Consider the following 19112-nt stretch of genomic DNA (forward strand, 5'->3'; position numbering starts at 1 on the left):
TACGGCACGGCGCGAACCAGCGCCACCCGTTGCGACACTCGGAGGACACATGCCCGTCACCAGCGAAGCCGCCGCCACCTGGACAGGTTCCCTGACCGAGGGCTCCGGAACAGTCGCGTTCTCGAGTTCGAACCTCGGCACCTTCCCCCTCGACTGGAAGGCACGCAGCGAGGGGTCCGACACGACCACCACCCCTGAGGAGCTCATCGCGGCCGCACACGCCTCGTGCTTCAGTATGGCCCTCTCGCACGCGCTGGCCGAGAACGGCACCCCTCCCGAGCGGGTGAACACCTCGGCATCCGTCACCTTCAGGCCGGGCACGGGCATCACCGGCAGTCACCTCAACGTGAATGCCACCGTCCCCGATCTGACGCCCGAGAAGTTCCAGGAGCTCGCCGAGGGCGCCAAGACCGGATGCCCCGTCTCCCAGGCGCTGGCCGGCATCGAGATCACCCTCGAGGCCAGCCTGGCCTGATCAGCACCCGTCTGTGTGGCGCTTGTGCACGCATACCACGGCGTGTCGCGGGCATACGCGCCATATAGACGGGCTCGTCAGGAGCGGGCGCGCGCGAGTCTGATGGCCTCACGGATGCTGGCTCTGGCGTCCTTGCGGTGTCCCGCCGCGTCCTGCACGACGCCCAGTCGGTAGCGCGCCCGCCAGTCCTGAGCGTCTCGCTCGGCTGCCGCCAGATGCTGCTCGATCAGCGGATCGGCGTCCTGCACACGCAGCCGACCGCTCGGCATCCGCTCGGCAGGCGCCTGCGGCATCCCGCCCTCTCCGTCGAGGATCCGGCCGAGCCGATCCGCGGAGAAGCCGAACATCAGTTCCCGCACCAGCGCCCATGCCCCGATCGGCGCGATCACGATCAGCGCCACGCCCATCCCGATCGACACAGCCGTTCCCGTGGCGAGGAACAGCACCGCGAACCACACCGACATGGCGAGGTACAGGAAGAGTGCGGCGCCCATGATGACGACGCCGATGCGCGAGCTCATCCCTCGATTCTAGGTCGCGCCGCCCCGGCCGGCCCGTGACAGCGCCCGACAGCGGCTGACAGCGACCCGACAGCGCGATGACAGTGCGGTGCCCGATTCTCGATGCATGACTGATATCACCGCCGACCTGGCCGTCGAGGCCGAGGGACTCGTGAAGGTGTTCGGAGAGAACCGGGCAGTCGACGGCGTCGACCTGCGCGTGAGAACCGGCACCGTCTACGGAGTGCTCGGGCCGAACGGGGCAGGCAAGACCACCACCATCAACATGCTCGCAACGCTGCTGCGCCCGGACGGCGGCACCGGCCGCGTGTTCGGCCACGACGTGGTGCGCGAGCCCAACGTCGTACGCCAGCTGATCGGCGTCACCGGCCAGTTCGCCTCGGTCGATGAGACGCTCTCCGCCACCGAGAACCTGATGATCTTCTCCCGGCTGCTCGGGCTCTCCCGCACCGAAGCCAGAGCGAAGTCCGCCGAGCTGCTCGAGCGCTTCGGCCTCGCCGACGCCGCACGGCGACCGTTGAAGAAGTTCTCCGGCGGCATGCGCCGCCGGCTCGACCTGGCCGCCTCCCTCATCGCCCAGCCCCCGCTGATCTTCCTCGACGAGCCGACCACGGGCCTGGATCCGCGCACCCGCGGCCAGATGTGGGACACCATCCGCGAGCTCGTCGCCAGCGGATCGACCGTGCTGCTGACCGCCCAGTACCTCGACGAGGCCGACCAGCTCGCCGACCGCATCGCCGTCATCGACCGCGGGCGCGTGGTGGCCGAAGGCACCTCGGACGAGCTGAAGGCCTCGATCGGCACCTCCTCACTGCAGCTGCGCGTGGAGGACCCGGCCGACACGGCGGACGCCGTCACCGCGATCGAGCGCGTGCTGGGCGTACACGCGGTGCTTTCGCCCGAGGCCTCCCGCATCACCGCGCCGATGGCCGACACCGATCGGGTCACCGATCTGCTGGTCACCCTGCGTGAGGCCGGCATCCATCTCTCCGAGATGAGCGTGCAGAAGCCGACGCTCGACGAGGTCTTCCTCACCATCACCGGCCACGACACCGGGGAACAGACCGCCCCGCAGACAGCAGAGGAGGTGCCCGCATGAGCACCCTGGCATCGGAGACCCACCGCATCGTGCCTGCCGCGGAGCGCGAGCTGAAGAATCGCACGAGCGTCGAGCAGACCGTCCGCAACACCCTCACCATGGCCTACCGCGGTCTGGTGAAGATCCGGCGCACGCCGGAGCAAGCTGGTGGATGTGACCGTGCAGCCGATCATCTTCACCCTGATGTTCGCCTACCTCTTCGGCGGTGCGATCGCGGGAGACGTGCAGGACTACCTGCCGCTGCTGATCCCCGGCATCCTCGTGCAGACCGTGATCACGACCTCGGTCGTCACCGGCACGCAGCTTCGCGAAGACATGGACAAGGGCGTGTTCGACCGGTTCCGTTCTCTGCCGATAGCTCGCATCTCCCCGCTCTCGGGGGCGCTGCTGGCCGATACCCTGCGATACACCATCGCCACGACACTCACCTTCGCGATGGGCTATGTGATCGGCTACCACCCCGCAGGTGGAATCGGCAGCGTACTGATCGCCGGGCTGCTCGTGATCGTCTGCTCGTGGGCGATCAGCTGGATCTTCGCGTTCTTCGGCGTCATCGCCCGGACGGCCGGCAGCGTGCAGGGGATCTCGATGCTGATCCTGTTCCCGCTGACGTTCCTCTCCAACGCCTACGTGCCGGTGGACACCATGCCGGACTGGCTGGCGTGGTTCGCGAACGTGAACCCCATCTCGCATCTGGTCACGGCCGTGCGCGAACTGGCCAACAGCGGCGTCGTCACCGGCGACCTGTGGATCTCACTCCTCGGAGCCGCTGTCATCGTCGCGATCTTCGCACCGCTGACCGTGCGTGCCTACATGCGAAAGGCCTGAACCGCGACATCCCGCACACGGTCGAGCCCCGCCGCCATCACGGTCGAGCCTCGACCCGCAGTCGGGGCTCGACCCGCGGTCGGGGCTCGACCCGCGGTCGGGGCTCGACCCGCGGTCGCAGCGGTGCCTGCCGGCCCCTCAGCGCTGCGAAGGTCCGAGCACGGTGAAGGCTCGTGCGGTGCGCTCGGCGACGGTGAGCCGCGAGAACGCGGTGCGGGCGGAGCGGACGGCATCCGCTCCCAGGATGCTCTCGGCGTGCGCCAGATGCACCGAGATGCGCATGCTGGGCAGGTCCTGTCGGGTTCCCAGCGTCTCGGCCAGGGCGAGCGCCTCGAGCCCTCGACTGCGGACGGCGGGATCGGTCAGCGCCCACGCCGACCATCCGATCAGCACGGTGCCGAGAATCGGCTTGTCGACGAGCTGGGGACGCAGCCGCTGCGTCGCGAGGAATCTTCCACGCAGACGGGCCGCCCAGTACGCGGGATCCTCGTCGATGTCCGGTCCGTCCAGGACCACAGCCGAGATCGTCGCTGCGACCGCCACCAGGAACCACGGCGAGGCACGCTGATCGCGATCGCGGAACAACGACAGAGAGTGACGACACGCGGCCGTCGCCGCATGTCCATCGCCGCGCAGACGGCCGACCTCAGCCACGCCGAGCCACCCCATCGATGCCTGCTCGAGCCCTTCCTGCGTCCGCTCGCGGCCGTGGATCATGGCGTCGAACAGCGGTTCGGCATCGCCGATCCTGTTCAGCTGCAGCAGTGCGACGCCACGGGTCCAGTTCTGCTGCCGCGCCTCGGCATCCAGCAGATCCCAGCTCCACGCGATCACCGCCTCGAGCGTCCGGTGCCGGGCCGGCGCAGTGCGCTCACCAGTGGTGAGCAGCTCGAACCGGTTCTGCAGACGCGCCTCGATCTGCTCCGGCGTCATCGTGCGTACACGAGCCGCCGCAAGTTCGATGGCCAGCGGCAGCCCGTCCAGATGCGCGCACAGCCGTGCGACCGACTCCACGTCGAGCACCGCGTCGGGGCGAACCGCCTACGCCCGCTCGATGAACAGCCGCACGGCGGGCGCGGCAGCGCTGCCTTCGGCCTCCAGCGCCTGCAGCGGATAGACGCGCTCCGCGGCGATCTCCAATGGAGTGCGGCTGGTTGCCAGTATCCGCAGCTGCGGGACGGCGGCGAGCACGTCCGCCACCCAGGCAGCCACGCCGTCGATCACCTGCTCGCAGTTGTCCAGTACGAGCAGCGTGGAGCGCTCGCCCAGCACACCGAGGATCCGCGTGTGCAGGTCCGGGCGCGCAAGAGTCTCGGAGAGGCCGGCGCCCGGGGAGCTCTCGCTGATCCCGAGCGCCGCGGCGATGGCAGGCTCCACGTCCCCGTCGTCGCGGACGGCCGCGAGCGGGATGATCACGACAGCCTCTTCATCCGATGCCGCGGCGACCTCGTACGCCAATCGAGTCTTTCCCATACCGCCCACGCCGAGCACGGTGACCAGCCGGGCAGCCGTCAGCATCTGCATGATCGCGCTCAGTGCCTGCTCCCGGCCGATGAGCGCGTTCGGTGCCGCTCTCACTCCGATGCGCAACCGCGGCTGTGGTTCCTGAGCGCGCAGCAGCTGCGCGTTGAGCGCGATCAGGGCGGGACCGGGCGAGCTGCCGAGTTCATTGCGCAGCCCGTCCGCGAAGGACGCGTAGCGGGCTATCGCCTCTGCCGTCCTCCCATCCGCCGCAAGCGCTGTGAGCATCTCCTGCTGCAGACCCTCGTCGAACGGATGCGCGGCGGCCAACTCGACGAGTGCCGTCACGGCTTCCGTCGTCCTGCCCTCTGCGGTCAGGGCACGGGCCCGCAGCAGCGATAGTCGCTCCCGGATCGCCGCCGCCGCCTGGGCGAGCTCGTCGGCGATCGGCGCCTGGCCGAGATCGGCACCAGGCTCACCGCGCCACAGCGCGAGCGCTGCCTCCGTAGCCCCGAGTGCCTGCCGCGGATCCGTGGACTCGGCGGTGTGCAGCAGAGTCCTGGCCTCCGCCAGGTCGGTGTCCACGGTCGACAGCGCATAGCCGCCGGGAACGCTCTCGATCAGATCCGCTCCGCCGATCGCACGGGTGCGCGACACCAGGGTCTGCAGCGCGGCGCGCGGATTCTGAGGCGGCTCATCGCCCCACAGATCATCCGCGAGCGCGGCCACCGAACGAGCATGGCCGGCGCCGGCCAGCACGAGCGCGGCGATCAGCGCACGCGTCGCCGTACCGCCTGCATCGTGTCCGGCCACGTGAACGTGGCCGAGGACGCCGACGCGATGCGTCATGCGCGCGGCCGGATCCCGATGTCGATGATGTTCTCCAGTCCCACCACAAGGTCACGTGCGTCGCGGGCGAAGGGCAGTGCCAGTCGGATGCCGGGTGCATAAGCTGCCGCCGAGTCCACGGTGTCGTGCACGACCGTCAGAGTCTCCCCCGCTCCCGACAGGATGGCTTCCTGCCTGGCGATGACACCGGGACGGCGCAGCGAGTGCACGGGGATGCCCGCGACCTGCTGCCCCCGAGCCCGCTGGTCCACGTGGGGTGCGTGGAAGGGGCCGCGATCGGATCGTGCATCCGCCATCAGCTCCGCCGTGCGCACGGCTGTGCCGCTCGGTGAGTCGATCTTCGTGTCGCGGTGAGACTCGATGATCTCCGCGAACGGGAAGAATGGTGCCGCAGCCGCCGCCAGCGCCGTGCCCAGCGCGGAGCCCAGCGAGAAGTTCGGGATGAAGACCACGCCGGTTCCGGCCGAGGCCTGCAGCGGCCGCACCAGCGATATGCGCTCCTGCGACCAGCCGGACGTGCCGACCAGGACATTGATGCCGTGCTCAAGCGCCGCACGCACCACCTCGACGCTCACGGCGGGGGTGGACGCATCGACGATCAGATCCGCATCCTCGAGCTCGGCGAGGTCGCTTGCGGAGCCGAGCACGTTGCGCACCTCGAAGCCGTCCAGCTCATCGATCACCTCGTGGATGATGCGCCCGAGCTTGCCTGTACCGCCGACGAGGGCAACCTGTGTCATGACTCAAGTCTAGATTCGCCGCGGCCCCGCATCGGCCGCGTGTCGGCATCGGCCCGGCGACCCCGAACCGCTGGTCTCAGACGGTCGGGACCTCGGGCAGTCCGGTGCGCAGCTCCATCGGCAGATGCCCCAGGTCGTTGTGGCTGATCAGGGTCCACGGGCGGCCCTGCTTCTGCGCGATCACACTCAGCCCGCAGTGCGCCTGGTTCAGCGTCAGCCACCGCCAGTCCGGTGCGCCGAGCACCTCGCGCACGAACCAGGCGATGACGAAGTTGTGCGTGATCAGCACCTCGTGCACGTCACCGTTCCGCCGACGGAGGAACTCGCCCACGGCATCCGTCATCTGCGCCGAGCCGGCCTCGACCTCTGCGTCGCTCACCGAGCCGAAGAACGACTCGTACGCGGTCGGCGTGTCCTCGGTCAGCCCGGTGGGAACGCAGTCGAACAGCAGCGCCGAAGGCACCGGATCCACCGAGGGCAGCCGCGCGGCGATCGACCTGGCGGTCTCGGCGGCGCGCAGCAACGGCGAGTGCCATACGGCGTCCAGGGGAAGGCCGGACAGGCGATCGGCGATCAGCTCTGCCTGACGCTGCCCTCGCGGTGAGAGGGGGCCGTCGTCGATGCCGTACTCGGCGTCCTGATGCTCGCCGTGCCTGACCAGATATATGTAGTGCGTCACAACCCTGCTCACTTCGTGCCGCCGCATCGCGGCCTCTCCAGCTTAGGTCACCCTGCCGACGCCGGCAGCCGAGATGTCGGTCAGCGGGTTCCCGCGCGCGTGAGGTCGGCGAGCTGGGTGCGGGAGAGGGTGATGCCCGCTCCCTGCATGAGCTCGTCGATGTGCTCGGGCGCGAAGGCGTTCACGATCGGCGCGACCACCGTGCGCTGCGCCAGCAGCCACGCGACCGACACCGCCGCGACCGGCACTGACAGCTCCGCAGCGACGATGTCCAGCGCGCGCAGCACGCGGATGCCGCGGCGATTCAGGTGCGCACGCATCTGCTGACCGCGTACGCCCGTGACCGCGGCCTTGCTGCGGTGACGCCCCGAGAGGAAGCCGTGCTCCAGCGCGTGCGACGGTGTCACGGCCAGACTCTGAGCGGCCGCGACCAGCCGCAGGTCGCCCTCGAAGCCGTCGCGCCGCACCAGGTTGTAGGGCTCGTCCAGCACGGTCAGGCGCGGGTAGCCGGCTGAAGCGAGGATCCGAGCCTCCACCAGCTGCTCCGGTGCGAAGCGGAACCCTCCGACCGCAGTGATCTTTCCGGCGTCCTTGAGCCATTCGACGGTCGCCAGGGTGTCTTCGAGGTTGGTCGTCTCGTCGAGCGACGCGTCGAGGTAGAGCACATCGATGTGATCGACGCCCAGCCTGCTCAGGGATGCCTCCACGGCCCGCACGAGGTTCACCGAGCCGAGACCGGGGTTGTCGGCATGCGCGCCGATGCGGGCGCTCAGCACGATGCGGTCGCGGTTGCCGCTGGATCGCAGCCATCGGCCGACGATGTGCTCGCTGCGCCCCCGGAATAGCCGTCGGCGGTGTGCACGGCGTTCCCGCCGAACTCCACGTAGCGCTCGAGCAGTGCGTGGCCGGTGGGGAGGTCGACGTTCCAGCCAAACTCCGCCGCTCCCAGCATGAGAGGGAAGATGGTGAATCCGGTCTCGCCCAGGGGCACGCGGATCGTCTCTCCCACGCCCGGCCCGAGAACGGGGATCGGAGCCGAGGGGTGCGCCTCGACGGCCTCCTTGACGCGCGGGTCGTGATCGGCCGAGCCGACTCCGAACATCCTCATCTCTCACCCCCGCGAGATCCCGCCATCACGCACCCGAGTGCGTACTTCGAGGGTAAGTGACGATCCGGATGCCGATGCTCGCCGCGATGTCGCCGGAGGGAACTTCTCGTAACGATCCGGTCACAGCGGACGGGAAAGGCCCGGAATCGCACGATCTCACGTGCGATTCCGGGCCTTGAGCACGGATGCCGGCTCAGCGGCATCCGCGGGGATCACGCCTCAGCGGGCTCTGCGACCTTCTCGCCTTCGGCGGGCGCGTCATCGAGCACGGGTTCGAGCGACAGCTTGCCGCGGTCGTCGATCTTGGTGATCTTGACGAGGATCTTCTGACCGACCGAGAGCACATCGTCGACGTTCTCGACGCGCTTGCCACCGGCGAGCTTGCGCACCTCGGTGACGTGCAGCAGGCCGTCCTTGCCAGGAAGCAGCGAGATGAAGGCGCCGAAGGTGGCGATCTTCACGACGGTGCCCAGGAACTGCTCGCCGACCTCCGGGTTGGTGGGGTTGGCGATCGCGTTGACCTGGGCGCGTGCGGCCTCGGCCGACGGCCCGTCGACGGCGCCGATGTAGACAGTGCCGTCCTCCTCGATGGAGATCTGCGCGCCGGTCTCATCCTGGATCGCGTTGATCGTCTTGCCCTTCGGGCCGATCAGCTCGCCGATCTTGTCGACCGGGATCTGCACGCTGATCACGCGCGGAGCGGTCGGCGCCATCTCGTCGGGCGCGTCGATCGCCGCGTTCAGCACGTTCAGGATCGTCAGACGCGCATCCTTCGCCTGCGTCAGAGCGCCGGCCAGGACGTCCGAGGGGATGCCGTCCAGCTTGGTGTCGAGCTGGATCGCCGTGATGAACTCGCTGGTGCCCGCGACCTTGAAGTCCATGTCGCCGAGGGCGTCCTCGGCTCCGAGGATATCGGTCAGTGCCGCATAGCGGGTCTCACCGTCGACCTGGTCGGAGACCAGCCCCATCGCGATGCCCGCCACGGCGGCGCGCAGCGGCACGCCGGCGTTCAGCAGCGACAGGGTCGAAGCGCAGACCGAGCCCATCGAGGTGGAGCCGTTGGAGCCGAGCGCCTCGGAGACCTGACGGATCGCGTACGGGAACTCCTCGCGGGTGGGCAGCACCGGCACGAGCGCGCGCTCGGCGAGGAAGCCGTGCCCGATCTCGCGACGCTTCGGCGACCCGACGCGGCCGGTCTCACCGGTCGAGTAGGGCGGGAAGTTGTAGTGGTGCATGTACCGCTTGTGCGTAACCGGGGACAGCGAGTCGATCTGCTGCTCCATCTTGAGCATGTTCAGCGTGGTGACGCCCATGATCTGGGTCTCGCCGCGCTGGAAGATCGCCGACCCGTGGGCACGCGGGATGACCTGCACCTCGGCGTCCAGCGGACGGATGTCGGCCAGACCACGGCCGTCCATGCGGACGCCCTCGGCGAGGATGCGGCCGCGGACGATGCCCTTGGTCACCGACTTGTATGCACCGGAGACCTCGCCGAGCGCGGACTGCGGCAGCGTGCCGGCCTCGACAGCTGCGGCGACCTCTGCCTTGACGCGGTCCTTGACCTGGTCGTCGGCGTTCTGACGCTCGATCTTGTCGGCGATCTGGTAGACCTTCTCGAGGTCGGCCGACGCCGACGCCGAGATGAAGTCGTACGTCGCCTGCTCGTACGCCGGGAAGACCGGGTACACGCCCGGCTCCTTCGAGGAGTGCGCAGCCATCTCGGCCTGCGCCTCGACGAGCTGCTTGAGGAACGGCTTGGCCGCCTCGAGACCGCCCGCGACGACGTCCTCGCTCGGCTTGACGGCGCCGCCCTTGATGAGGTTCCAGCTGTTCTCGGTGGCCTCGGCCTCGACCATCATGATCGCGACGTCTTCCGAGCCGTCGGCCTTGGTGACCACGCGACCGGCGACCATGAGGTCGAACACGGCCTCTTCGACCTGCGCCTGGTTCGGGAATGCGACCCACTGGTCGGAGTGCTCGCCGTGGCCGGGGATGAGCGCGAGGCGCACGCCGGCGATCGGACCGGAGAACGGCAGGCCCGAGATCTGGGTCGACGCGGATGCCGCGTTGATCGCCAGGGCGTCGTAGTACTCGCCGGGGGCGATCGAGAGCACGGTGATGACGATCTGGACCTCGTTGCGCAGGCCGTCCACGAAGGACGGACGCAGCGGACGGTCGATCAGACGGCAGACCAGGATCGCCTCGGTGGACGGGCGTCCCTCGCGGCGGAAGAACGATCCGGGGATCTTGCCGGCAGCGTAGGAGCGCTCCTCGACGTCGACGGTCAGCGGGAAGAAGTCGAAGCCCTCGCGCGGGTGCTTGCCTGCGCTGGTGGCCGACAGCAGCATGGTCTCGCCGTCGAGGTAGGCCGCGACGGACCCCTGGGCCTGCTGGGCGAGGCGCCCGGTCTCGAAGCGGATGGTGCGGGTGCCGAAGCGTCCGTTGTCGAGAACGGCTTCGGCGGCAGTGATTTCAGGACCTTCCAAGAGGTCTCTCCTTCTTTGTTTAGGCTCGTCCGTCCGTGTGACGGGCGAGTTCTCGCGAAGGAGCGGATGCGGGCAGATATAAGCGCGCGGGCAACCCCGCGAATCTCGCCTGCGCTGGCCACCAGTAGAAGACCACCCGGCGCCTTTGCGACGAGGAATCCACCACAGGGGACCAGCTTCTCAGCCGACCGCTCCGTACATATGCAGTTGACGGATGCCATAGACATCCGTGTTCAGCCTAGCAGTCCGCCCTGTGGGCGCCGGCCGATTCCCCGTGTCCTTGCGCGGCACGAGCGACTAGGCTGACCCCATGAGCACCGAAGAGGGCGCACCCTCCGCATCCGAGGAGATGAAGCGCAAGTTCAAGGAAGCGCTCGACAAGAAGAACGCGCGTCACCGTGATGGTGAATCGCACCTGGACGGCGAGTCCGCGGTTCACGCCGCGAATGCGCCGCAGACGCGACGTGAGTTCCGACGCAAGAGCGGATGACAGCCTGAGGGCCGCCCCGACCGGGGCGGCCCTCCTCACGTCCTGGCCTCACTCCCCCGCGAGCCCGCCGAGCAGGTGCCCGAACGACCTGCCCTTGCCCAGGTAGGTGTCGGGGTCGAAGGGATCGGCGTCCGTCACGGGGTCGCGACGGACGATGGCCTCCGCGAGCTCGCGTGCCCCCGTTCGACTCTGGCGCTGAGCGGCGCCACCTCGTCGGCGCTGCCGCCCCAGTCGCTGGAGGCGGCGAACACACCGGTGGACACCGGCTCGGCATGCAGGTAGGTGAACAGCGGGCGGATCGCGTAGTCGATCGCCAGCGAGTGACGCGTGGTTCCCGCATTCGCGCCGAGCAGCACTGGTTTGCCCGTGAGCGAATCGGGATCGAGCACGTCGATGAACGACTTGAACAGCCCGGCGTAGCTGGTGGAGAAGATCGGCGTGACGGCGATGATGGCGTCGGCGGAGACCACGCGGTTGATCACCTCCTCCAGCGGTGCGGGCGCGAAGCCGGTGAGCAGGTTGTTCGTGATGTCGTGTGCGAGATCGCGCAGCTCGATGACATCGGACTGCGCTCGCACGCCCTGCTCGGTCAGCGCCGCGACCGTGGCAGCGAGCAGGCGGTCGGCCAGCATCCGCGTGGACGACGGATTGGACAGCCCGGAGGAGATGACGGCGATGCGACGCTCGGTCATGTCAGGCGCCCTTCTGCGCGAGGCCGAACGCCGCGCCGGCGGGGGCCACGGCATCCTGATAGGGCGAGCCGGCGGTGAGGTTGTCACCGCGGTTCGCGCCGGGACGCGCCTCACGCGTCGGCCCGTCGCCGTAGGCTTGCCGGACGCGAGCCGCGTGAGTCGGCGCATCCGGAACCGTGGTGGGGCGGTCCTTCGCCAGTTCTCTGCGGAGCACGGGCACAACCTCGCTGCCGAGCAGGTCGATCTGCTCGAGCACCGTCTTCAGCGGCAGACCCGCGTGGTCGACGAGGAACAGCTGTCGCTGGTAGTCGCCGAAGGCGTCGCGCATGGCCGCGTAGCGGTCGATCACCTGCTGCGGGGATCCGACGGTGAGCGGCGTCATCTCGGTGAAGTCCTCCATCGAGGGGCCGTGTCCGTAGACCGGCGCGTTGTCGAAGTAGGGACGGAACTCGTTCACGGCATCCTGCGACTTCGGCCGGATGAAGGCCTGACCGCCCAGACCCACGATGGCCGTCTCCGGGGCGCCGTGGCCGTAGTGGCTCCAGCGCTGGCGGTACAGCTCGATCAGGCGCTGGTAATGCTCCTTGGGCCAGAAGATGTTGTTCGCGAAGAAGCCGTCGCCGTAGTAGGCGGCCTGCTCGGCGATCTCGGGCGTGCGGATCGAGCCGTGCCAGACGAACGGCGCGACACCGTCCAGCGGACGTGGCGTGGCGGTGAAGCCCTGCAGCGGGGTGCGGAACTTCCCCTCCCAGTCCACGACGTCCTTGGTCCACAGCTCGTGCAGCAGCGCGTAGTTCTCGATCGCGAGCGGCAGCCCCTGACGGATATCCTTGCCGAACCACGGATACACCGGGCCCGTGTTGCCGCGGCCCATCATCAGATCCATCCGGCCGCCGGAGAGATGCTGCAGCATCGCGTACTCCTCGGCGATGCGCACCGGGTCGTTCGTGGTGATCAGCGTGGTCGCGGTGGACACGATCAGCCGCTCGGTGCGCGCGGCGATGTAGGCCAGCAGCGTCGTGGGGCTCGATGAGAAGAACGGCGGGTTGTGGTGCTCCCCGATGGCGAAGACGTCGAGACCCGCCTCCTCGGCGTGCGTGGCGATCGCCACCGCCGCCTGGATCCGCTCGCGCTCACTGGGCGTGACGCCGGTGGTCGGATCCTGCGTGATGTCGCTGACCGACATGATGCCGAACTGCATACCGGTCGGGTCGCTGTTCTGCGCGTCCATGTTGTTCTCCACTCGGGATGCCTGGCATCCGTTTCTATTCACGTGCATGTACCTGGTGAAACGTCGTACCGACGAGGATATTCCCGCAGGATCCGCAGAAGTCCGCACCGGTACGCTCGAGGGATGAGCAGTGAGCGCCCGCCATCCGCGAGCCCGGCCACCGGCGGCATCGCCCGCCCACGGCGGCGCGTGCCGTTCTGGGACAACGCGCGCTTCGCCTGCGTGGTCCTGGTCGTCATGGGGCACGGCGTGCAGCGCCTGACCTACGACTCCGACATCTCCTATGCGTTCTACCTGTGGATCTATGCGTTCCACATGCCGGCGTTCGCGATCATCTCGGGTTACTTCTCGAAGGCGGCCAGCCCCACCCGCCGTCAGATGGCCAGGGTCATCACCGACATCCTGGTGCCATATGTGATCTTCGAAGGGCTCTGGACCCTCACCAAGTGGCTTGTCGAGGGGCGCGCCGATCCGAACCTGACACAGCCATCCTGGACGCTATGGTTCCTGCTGGCGCTGGGCATCTTCCGGCTGGTGCTCCCCTACCTGGCGCTGCTGAGATGGCCGCTGGTGTGGGCCCTCGCGATCTCGATCGGCGTCGGCTACCTCAGCAACGTGAACAGCACCTTCTCACTGTCGCGCACCCTCGGGCTGCTGTTCTTCTTCACCCTGGGCTGGTGGATGCGCGAGCGGGACATCGTGCAGCGTCTGCGTCTGATCGATTTCCGCCCGTGGTGGCTGCGGGTGTGCGCGGTCGCAGTGCTGGCGACGTGGGCGTTCACCTGCTGGCGCTGGCTGCCGTTCTGGGATGACATCGACCTGCGCTACTGGTTCTTCTACGACGATTCCTACTCCGACCTGACCGCCGACCAGTGGTGGGCCGGCGGCATCCGTCTGAGTCTGATCGCGCTCGCACTGCTGCTGAGCGCCTGCTTCTTCGCGCTCATGCCCCGTCGCGCATTGCGGTGGACGACGCTGGGCCAGTACACCATGTACGTCTACCTGCTGCACTCGTTCGTGCTGTACCCGTTCCGGGAGTCCGGCGCGCTGCGTGACCTGGATCCGACCTGGCTCTGGCTACCGCTGGTCACCCTGCTGTCCGCAGCGATCGCTGTGCTGCTGGCGTGGAGGCCGGTGCGGAGACTGTTCCGGCCGCTGATCGAGCCGCGCCCGCGGTGGATGTTCGCCGATCCGTCGCTGTCCTCCCGCACCGGCCACCGCAGCGACCCGACCGGTTCCCGGCGCGGGGCGGGCGGCTGAGGCGCTGCCCGGCGCCCGCGCCGACCGCACTCAGGCGAACAGCGCCGCTCCGATGTAGGAGCCCTCATCCACCCCTGCCGGGATGGCCCAGATGCCGGTGCCGACATGGCGGATGTACTCGTTGAGCAGGTCCGTGGAGAGCCGACGCTGCAGGGAGACGAACTGTTCGGGGTCGCGCTGATACGCCAGGAAGAACAGGCCTGCATCCATCCGGCCGAGAGCATTGTTGCCGCCGACGTAGTTGAACCCGCGACGCAGGATGCGGGTTCCGCCGTTGGCATCAGGGTGCGCGAGCCGGACGTGGCTGTGTTCGTCGAGCGCGGACAGCTTCGGAGCCGTCTCCTCCGTGCCGCCGGACAGCGGCGCCCCTTCACCCTTGTCGCGCCCGAAGATCTGCTCCTGTTCGGACAGCCGCACCCGATCCCAGGTCTCGATCAGCATCGCGATCTTCCGAGCCACCAGATAGGAGCCTCCGGCGAGCCAGGCGGGCTCGTCATCGTCGGCGACCCAGACGTGCTCCCGAAGCGCCTCCCGATCGTCGGCGAGGATATTGGCCGTGCCGTCCTTGAACCCGAAGAGGTTCCGGGGCGTGTGCTGGTCGGTGGTGGTGCGGGAGGTCTTGCCGAAGCCCAGCTGGGACCAGCGTAGCTTCGCCCGCCCGAACGCGATGCGACTGAGGTTGCGGATGGCGTGCACGGCCACCTGCGGATCGTCGGCGCACACCTGGACGCACAGATCCCCGCCGGACTGCGCGGGGTCCAGGTCCTCGCCGAGGAACGGCGGGAGGCGCTCGAGCTTGGGCGGCCTGCGTTCGCGGATGCCGTATCGGTCGCCGTCCTCGTTCTCGAACAGGGTCGGCCCGAAGCCGAATGTGACGGTCAGGGCGGCGGCCGGCAGTCCCAGTGCCTCGCCGCTGTCATCCGGCGGCGCCTCGGGCGAGCCGCCCACGGCTCCGGTCGCACTCACCTCGAGCCCCTGCGTCATGCGAGCGGATGCATACGTCCAGTCCTGCAACAGCTCGACGAGGGTGTCGCGGTCGCTGCGCGGCATCATGTCGAAGGCAGCGAAGTGCAGATGCTCCTGCACAGGCGTGGTGATACCGGCCTGGTGTGCCCCGAAGAAGGAATGCGATCCCGGCTCCTGCCGCCCGTCCCGCTGAGCGACCCCGGCCAGGAATCCGCCTGCGCCGGCCGCGACGAGAGCGCTGCGCCTCCACCGGCGGCGAGCCCCAGCAGTCCGCGCCTGCTGAGCCCCGACCGCAGCGGCTGCGGCGGCTGCGGCTCGACGTCCTCGGTCATCGGCATCCGCGATCAGGACAGTGCGACGCTCGTCAGCTGCGACAGCGGCTCGGCGAGTGCATTGATCAGATCGATGAGGTTGCGCTTGTCCGTGTCATTCAGGTCGGTGAAGGGCACGAAGCCGGCATCCAGAGAGCCGTGCACACCGAGGGCCTGCTCGAGATCCGAGTAGCCGGCGGCGATGTCCTTCACCAGTGCGGCGCCTTCGTCACCCTTCGCCGTCACGAATTCACTGACCAGCGAGAACGCCATCTTCGACCCCTCCACGTTCGCAGCGAAGTCGTAGAGGTCAGTGTGCGACCACCAGTCCTCCTCACCGGTGATCTTGCCGGTGGCCACCTCGTCCAGCAGTGCGACGGCCCCGTTCGAGATGCCGGCGATGCCCTGATCGTTCAGTGCGGCGGTGAAGTCCTCCGAGTGCACGTAGTCGTAGAGCTCCTGCACGTCGGCGATCAGCAGATCGCCGAACTCGCCGCGCTGCTCGGCTGTGGACGGCGCCCAATCCTGCCAGGCGGGCGTCTCGTCATCGGCGTTCAGCGCATCCTCAGCCGGTACCCACAGATCCTTCTCGATGCGATGGAATCCGGTCCAATCCAGCCCCTCGGCCACGGCGTCGACCTCGCGGTAGTCGATGCGCGGGTCGAGGTCGCCGAGCGCCTCGGCGACCGGCTCGATGCGCTCATAGTAGGCGCGAGTGGTCGCGAACAGCTCACGTGCCCTCTCGTCGTCGCCATCGGTGTACGCCGTGACCAGCTCCTGCACAGCGGGAACCAGCTGCCCCACCTGATCCTTGACGAATGCCGCGTAGAGGTCGACGGCCTGCTGCTTCTGCTCGGCGTCCGGTCCGTCGATGGCGACCTTGTCGCCTCTGACGGTGAACGCAGCCCTGCCCACACCCTCGCCGATCATGCCGGGCTTGCAGACTGTGAAGTAGTCGCCGGGCTGTGCCACGACGGTCAGGGTTCGCGAGGCCGCAGGAGCGATGTTCTCCACCTCGCCGATGATGCGCAGGCCGTCATCGGCCAGCAGGTAGAACTCGCTCACCTGGTCGCCGGTGTTGGACACGGTGAAGGTCAGGGTGCCGCTCTGCGCGGTGTCGGCGGAGACCGTGCACTCATCCGCGGTCGAGGAGACCGTGAAGGATGCTGAGGGATCGGCGCCCGCCTTCGCGACGCAGCCGGTGAGGGCGAAGGCGGTGACAGCCAGAGCGGCGGCCGCGCTGAGAGGACGGATCAAGACGGTCATGCTGCTCCCGGAGACGATGACGGAATGGACGATGGCTGCGGTGCCGCCTTGGCGGCATCGGCAGGCGAGGGCAGGCGGCTTCTGCGGATCCCGCGTAGGAAGAGCCCGCCGACGATGAGGATGTACAGCGCCCAGGCGGTGACCTGCAACCAGCTCATGTGCGGAACGAAGCCCACAACCGCCTGGAGCAGCACGGCCCAGAATCCGGTGGGCGCGATGACGGTGCTGACATCGAACGCCCACCCGAACGGGAACCCGGCCCAGCCGGTCAGCACGGCACCGGTCGTGGCATCGATGGGCGCCATCGCGCTGAACGGGCCGGGGAGGACGCCGGCTTCCTGCAGATCCATCATGGCGTACGCCAGCACACCTGCCGCGACGACGACGAGGAACCCGCCCGTCCAGGTGAAGAAGGTGCCCAGGTTCAGTCGGAGGGCCCCGCGCGCCAGCATCCACCCCACCACGATCGCGACGGCGAGGCCGGCTGCCGCGCCGATCAGCACCGTGGGATCCTGACCGAACGTCTGCGACATCGACCACAGCAGCAGCGTGGTCTCGATGCCCTCGCGCGCCACGGAGACGAAGCCGACCGCCACCAGCGCCCACAGTGTGCCGGATTCCAGCGCCCGGTCGATCCCGCCCTGCAGCGATGCCTTCATGGTGCGCCCGGCCTTCTGCATCCAGAAGATCATCCAGGTGACCATGCCCACCGCCAGCAGCGAGAACACTCCGCCGAGGATCTCCTGCGCCTGGGATGTCAGCGCGTATGAGCCGAAGGTCAGCACGGCGCCGATGCCCAGTGCCAGCGCGACGGCGCATCCGATTCCCGCCCACATCCTCGGCAGCACGTCTGCCCGCCCTATTCGGCGCAGGTAGGCGACCAGAATGCCGACCACGAGGGCCGCTTCCAGGCCCTCACGCAGGCCGATCAGGAAGGTTGCGAACACAGGCGGAGGCTCCGAGATCCGGGTGGTTTCAGGTAAGGGATGCCTTACCTAAAGAACTTTAGCACCGTGACGGGGTGCCGCATATCGATCCACGGTAAGACGACGCAACATTCCGCCGATCGGCTCGGTGCATGGTTAGCGTCGAGTCATGACGGACCTGAATCTCCCCATCCTGGACATGTCCCGGCTCGATGACGGCGCCGCAGCGGCATCCGCATTCCGCGCCGATCTGCGCGCCGCCACTCGAGATGTCGGATTCTTCTACCTGACCGGAACCGGGATCCCCACCGAGCTCGTCGCTCGACTGCACCGCGTCGCGCGCGAGTTCTTCGCGCTGCCCGAGGCGGACAAGCTCGCGATCGAGAACGTCAGGAGCCCGCACTTCCGCGGCTACACGCGCATCGGCGGAGAGCGCACCCAGGGCCGCGTCGACTGGCGCGAGCAGATCGACATCGGATCCGAGCGCGATGCCGTCAGCGGCGGCCCGGCTTACAACCGGCTCATCGGCCCGAACCTGTGGCCGGCCGCGCTGCCCGAGCTGCGTGAGACCGTGACGCAGTGGCACACCGCGATGTGCGCGATCGCCCGCAGGCTGCTGCGTGCCTGGGCGTTGTCGCTGGGCGCTGCGGAGTCGTACTTCGATGACCATTTCGGTGAGCCATCGACACTGATCAAGATCGTGCGCTATCCGGGAACGGACAATCCGCTCCCCCAGCAGGGAGTCGGCGCACACAAGGACAGCGGTGTGCTGACCCTGCTATGGGTCGAGCCGGGGCGCGGGGGCCTGCAGGTCGAGCGCGACGGCGAGTGGGTGGATGCCCCGCCCGTGGACGGCGCGTTCGTGGTGAACATCGGGGCTGCTCGAATACGCCACCAACGGGTATCTGAAGGCCACCAACCACCGCGTGATCTCACCAAGGGCCCCGCAGGATCGCCTGTCGATCCCGTTCTTCTTCAATCCCGCACTGGACTCGCAGCTGCCGCTGATCGACCTGCCCGCCGAGCTCGCCGCGCAGGCCCGCGGCGTGACCGATGACCCGCACAACCCGATCCACAGCCTGTACGGCGAGAACGCGCTGAAATCACGCCTGCGCGCGCACCCCGACGTGGCGGCCATCCATCATCCCGATCTGGTGGGTGCTCCCGCCTAGCATCCGTCTCCCTGCCGCACACGCCGGCAGTGCGGTCCGGACACGACGAAGGCCGCCCCACACCCGGGGCGGCCTTCCAAGAAAGTTTTGTGCGATTGCACGCTGGTCGTCAGCGGCGAAGTCCAAGCTTCTCGATGAGCGCACGGTAGCGCTCGATGTCGATGTCCTGGAGGTAGCCGAGCAGTCGACGGCGCTGACCGACGAGCAGGAACAGCCCACGACGCGAGTGGTGGTCGTGCTTGTGCTCCTTGAGGTGCTCGGTGAGGTCCTTGATGCGCTGCGACAGCATGGCGACCTGCACCTCGGGGGATCCGGTGTCACCGGGGTGCGTCGCGTACTCTTCGATGATCGCCTTCTTGACGTCTGATTCCAGTGCCATAGATTCGATCCCCTCTCTGCTTGTTGCGCGGCGCCCGACGCCTGATGCGTGGGCTCTCTTGATCCGCGGCCGATCGAACGGCAACCACAACAGCCTACCAGTTTCGACGCCAGTGGTGCGCACGCCCGATAGCCTCTAGGAGTGCAGTTCTCCCGCGGTCTTCTCATCGACCT

16 protein-coding genes and 4 pseudogenes are annotated in these 19112 nt (G+C 68.3%); 6 read left to right on the forward strand and 14 right to left on the reverse strand.

Annotation, left to right across the window (positions count from 1 at the left end):
* The first annotated feature begins 49 nt into the window (after positions 1-49).
* On the forward strand, positions 50-475 hold the full coding sequence (locus QUE33_RS05640) for an OsmC family peroxiredoxin (RefSeq protein ID WP_286302414.1): 426 nt from the start codon (positions 50-52) through the stop codon (positions 473-475).
* A gap of 77 nt (positions 476-552) precedes the next feature.
* Here the strand turns inward: QUE33_RS05640 and QUE33_RS05645 are convergent, their stop codons facing one another.
* A complete protein-coding gene (locus QUE33_RS05645; RefSeq protein WP_286302415.1) occupies positions 553-996 on the reverse strand; it encodes a hypothetical protein in 444 nt (147 codons plus the stop codon).
* 106 nt (positions 997-1102) lie between these two features.
* Here QUE33_RS05645 and QUE33_RS05650 point away from each other — a divergent pair, with 106 nt between their 5' ends.
* Both QUE33_RS05650 and QUE33_RS05655 read left to right on the forward strand, forming a co-directional pair.
* Entirely contained in the window at positions 1103-2095 is a 993-nt protein-coding gene (locus tag QUE33_RS05650) for an ATP-binding cassette domain-containing protein (protein ID WP_286302417.1), read from the forward strand.
* Positions 2092-2923, forward strand: a pseudogene (locus QUE33_RS05655) (ABC transporter permease). The gene QUE33_RS05650 and the pseudogene QUE33_RS05655 overlap by 4 nt, the downstream one beginning before the upstream one ends.
* 138 nt (positions 2924-3061) lie before the next feature.
* Here QUE33_RS05655 and QUE33_RS05660 read toward each other — a convergent pair.
* From QUE33_RS05660 to QUE33_RS05690, 7 genes are all read right to left on the reverse strand, one after another.
* Positions 3062-3946: a hypothetical protein gene (locus QUE33_RS05660; RefSeq protein WP_286302419.1), complete on the reverse strand. Its 885-nt coding sequence runs from the start codon at positions 3944-3946 to the stop codon at positions 3062-3064.
* An 18-nt stretch (positions 3947-3964) separates the two neighbouring features.
* The gene (locus QUE33_RS05665; RefSeq protein ID WP_286302421.1) at positions 3965-5233 is read right to left on the reverse strand and encodes an AfsR/SARP family transcriptional regulator; all 1269 of its coding nucleotides are present in this window, start codon (positions 5231-5233) and stop codon (positions 3965-3967) included.
* Entirely contained in the window at positions 5230-5973 is a 744-nt protein-coding gene (dapB, locus tag QUE33_RS05670; RefSeq protein WP_286302423.1) for a 4-hydroxy-tetrahydrodipicolinate reductase, read from the reverse strand. Before dapB ends, QUE33_RS05665 begins: the two co-directional genes overlap by 4 nt.
* Positions 5974-6049: 76 nt before the next feature.
* Entirely contained in the window at positions 6050-6652 is a 603-nt protein-coding gene (locus tag QUE33_RS05675) for a histidine phosphatase family protein (protein WP_286302424.1), read from the reverse strand.
* A gap of 80 nt (positions 6653-6732) precedes the next feature.
* Positions 6733-7473, reverse strand: coding sequence for an aldo/keto reductase (locus QUE33_RS05680; protein ID WP_286303068.1), 741 nt, complete (start codon positions 7471-7473; stop codon positions 6733-6735).
* The gene (locus QUE33_RS05685) at positions 7422-7760 is read right to left on the reverse strand and encodes a hypothetical protein (protein WP_286303213.1); all 339 of its coding nucleotides are present in this window, start codon (positions 7758-7760) and stop codon (positions 7422-7424) included. Before QUE33_RS05685 ends, QUE33_RS05680 begins: the two co-directional genes overlap by 52 nt.
* A 212-nt stretch (positions 7761-7972) precedes the next feature.
* Positions 7973-10246, reverse strand: coding sequence for a polyribonucleotide nucleotidyltransferase (locus QUE33_RS05690; protein ID WP_286302426.1), 2274 nt, complete (start codon positions 10244-10246; stop codon positions 7973-7975).
* Between the two features lie 310 nt (positions 10247-10556).
* On the opposite strand from QUE33_RS05690, the gene QUE33_RS05695 reads away from it, so the two are divergent.
* Entirely contained in the window at positions 10557-10736 is a 180-nt protein-coding gene (locus QUE33_RS05695) for a DUF5302 domain-containing protein (RefSeq protein ID WP_286302427.1), read from the forward strand.
* 48 nt (positions 10737-10784) lie between these two features.
* On the opposite strand, the pseudogene QUE33_RS05700 reads toward QUE33_RS05695, so the two are convergent.
* Together QUE33_RS05700 and QUE33_RS05705 are read right to left on the reverse strand one after the other, a co-directional pair.
* A pseudogene (locus tag QUE33_RS05700) lies at positions 10785-11428 on the reverse strand (FMN reductase).
* Between the two features lies 1 nt (position 11429).
* Complete coding sequence (locus tag QUE33_RS05705) at positions 11430-12629, reverse strand: LLM class flavin-dependent oxidoreductase (protein ID WP_286303071.1); 1200 nt, start codon at positions 12627-12629, stop codon at positions 11430-11432.
* Between the two features lie 153 nt (positions 12630-12782).
* On the opposite strand from QUE33_RS05705, the gene QUE33_RS05710 reads away from it, so the two are divergent.
* Complete coding sequence (locus QUE33_RS05710; RefSeq protein ID WP_286302430.1) at positions 12783-13919, forward strand: acyltransferase family protein; 1137 nt, start codon at positions 12783-12785, stop codon at positions 13917-13919.
* Between the two features lie 30 nt (positions 13920-13949).
* Here QUE33_RS05710 and efeB read toward each other — a convergent pair.
* The 3 genes and pseudogenes from efeB to efeU form a co-directional block, all read right to left on the reverse strand.
* Positions 13950-15217: pseudogene (efeB, locus tag QUE33_RS05715) on the reverse strand (iron uptake transporter deferrochelatase/peroxidase subunit).
* 12 nt (positions 15218-15229) lie between these two features.
* Entirely contained in the window at positions 15230-16462 is a 1233-nt protein-coding gene (gene efeO / locus QUE33_RS05720; protein ID WP_286302432.1) for an iron uptake system protein EfeO, read from the reverse strand.
* On the reverse strand, positions 16459-17409 hold the full coding sequence (efeU, locus tag QUE33_RS05725; protein ID WP_286302434.1) for an iron uptake transporter permease EfeU: 951 nt from the start codon (positions 17407-17409) through the stop codon (positions 16459-16461). The genes efeO and efeU overlap by 4 nt, the downstream gene beginning before the upstream one ends.
* A 148-nt stretch (positions 17410-17557) precedes the next feature.
* Between efeU and QUE33_RS05730 the strand changes: the two are divergent.
* Positions 17558-18560: pseudogene (locus tag QUE33_RS05730) on the forward strand (isopenicillin N synthase family dioxygenase).
* Between the two features lie 109 nt (positions 18561-18669).
* Here QUE33_RS05730 and rpsO read toward each other — a convergent pair.
* On the reverse strand, positions 18670-18939 hold the full coding sequence (gene rpsO / locus QUE33_RS05735; protein WP_286302436.1) for a 30S ribosomal protein S15: 270 nt from the start codon (positions 18937-18939) through the stop codon (positions 18670-18672).
* Between the last annotated feature and the right edge of the window lie 173 nt (positions 18940-19112).

Source organism: Microbacterium suwonense, from assembly GCF_030296555.1.
GTDB classification, from domain to species: Bacteria; Actinomycetota; Actinomycetes; order Actinomycetales; family Microbacteriaceae; genus Microbacterium; species Microbacterium suwonense.

Bases quoted from the DNA above. Each gene is read 5' to 3' on its own strand.
- QUE33_RS05640 (WP_286302414.1), top strand. From the start codon at position 50: ATGCCCGTCACCAGCGAAGCCGCCGCCACCTGGACAGGTTCCCTGACC.
- QUE33_RS05645 (WP_286302415.1), bottom strand. From the start codon at position 996: ATGAGCTCGCGCATCGGCGTCGTCATCATGGGCGCCGCACTCTTCCTG.
- QUE33_RS05650 (WP_286302417.1), top strand. From the start codon at position 1,103: ATGACTGATATCACCGCCGACCTGGCCGTCGAGGCCGAGGGACTCGTG.
- QUE33_RS05665 (WP_286302421.1), bottom strand. From the start codon at position 5,233: ATGACGCATCGCGTCGGCGTCCTCGGCCACGTTCACGTGGCCGGACAC.
- dapB (WP_286302423.1), bottom strand. From the start codon at position 5,973: ATGACACAGGTTGCCCTCGTCGGCGGTACAGGCAAGCTCGGGCGCATC.
- QUE33_RS05685 (WP_286303213.1), bottom strand. From the start codon at position 7,760: ATGAGGATGTTCGGAGTCGGCTCGGCCGATCACGACCCGCGCGTCAAG.
- QUE33_RS05695 (WP_286302427.1), top strand. From the start codon at position 10,557: ATGAGCACCGAAGAGGGCGCACCCTCCGCATCCGAGGAGATGAAGCGC.
- QUE33_RS05705 (WP_286303071.1), bottom strand. From the start codon at position 12,629: ATGCAGTTCGGCATCATGTCGGTCAGCGACATCACGCAGGATCCGACC.
- QUE33_RS05710 (WP_286302430.1), top strand. From the start codon at position 12,783: ATGAGCAGTGAGCGCCCGCCATCCGCGAGCCCGGCCACCGGCGGCATC.
- efeO (WP_286302432.1), bottom strand. From the start codon at position 16,462: ATGACCGTCTTGATCCGTCCTCTCAGCGCGGCCGCCGCTCTGGCTGTC.
- rpsO (WP_286302436.1), bottom strand. From the start codon at position 18,939: ATGGCACTGGAATCAGACGTCAAGAAGGCGATCATCGAAGAGTACGCG.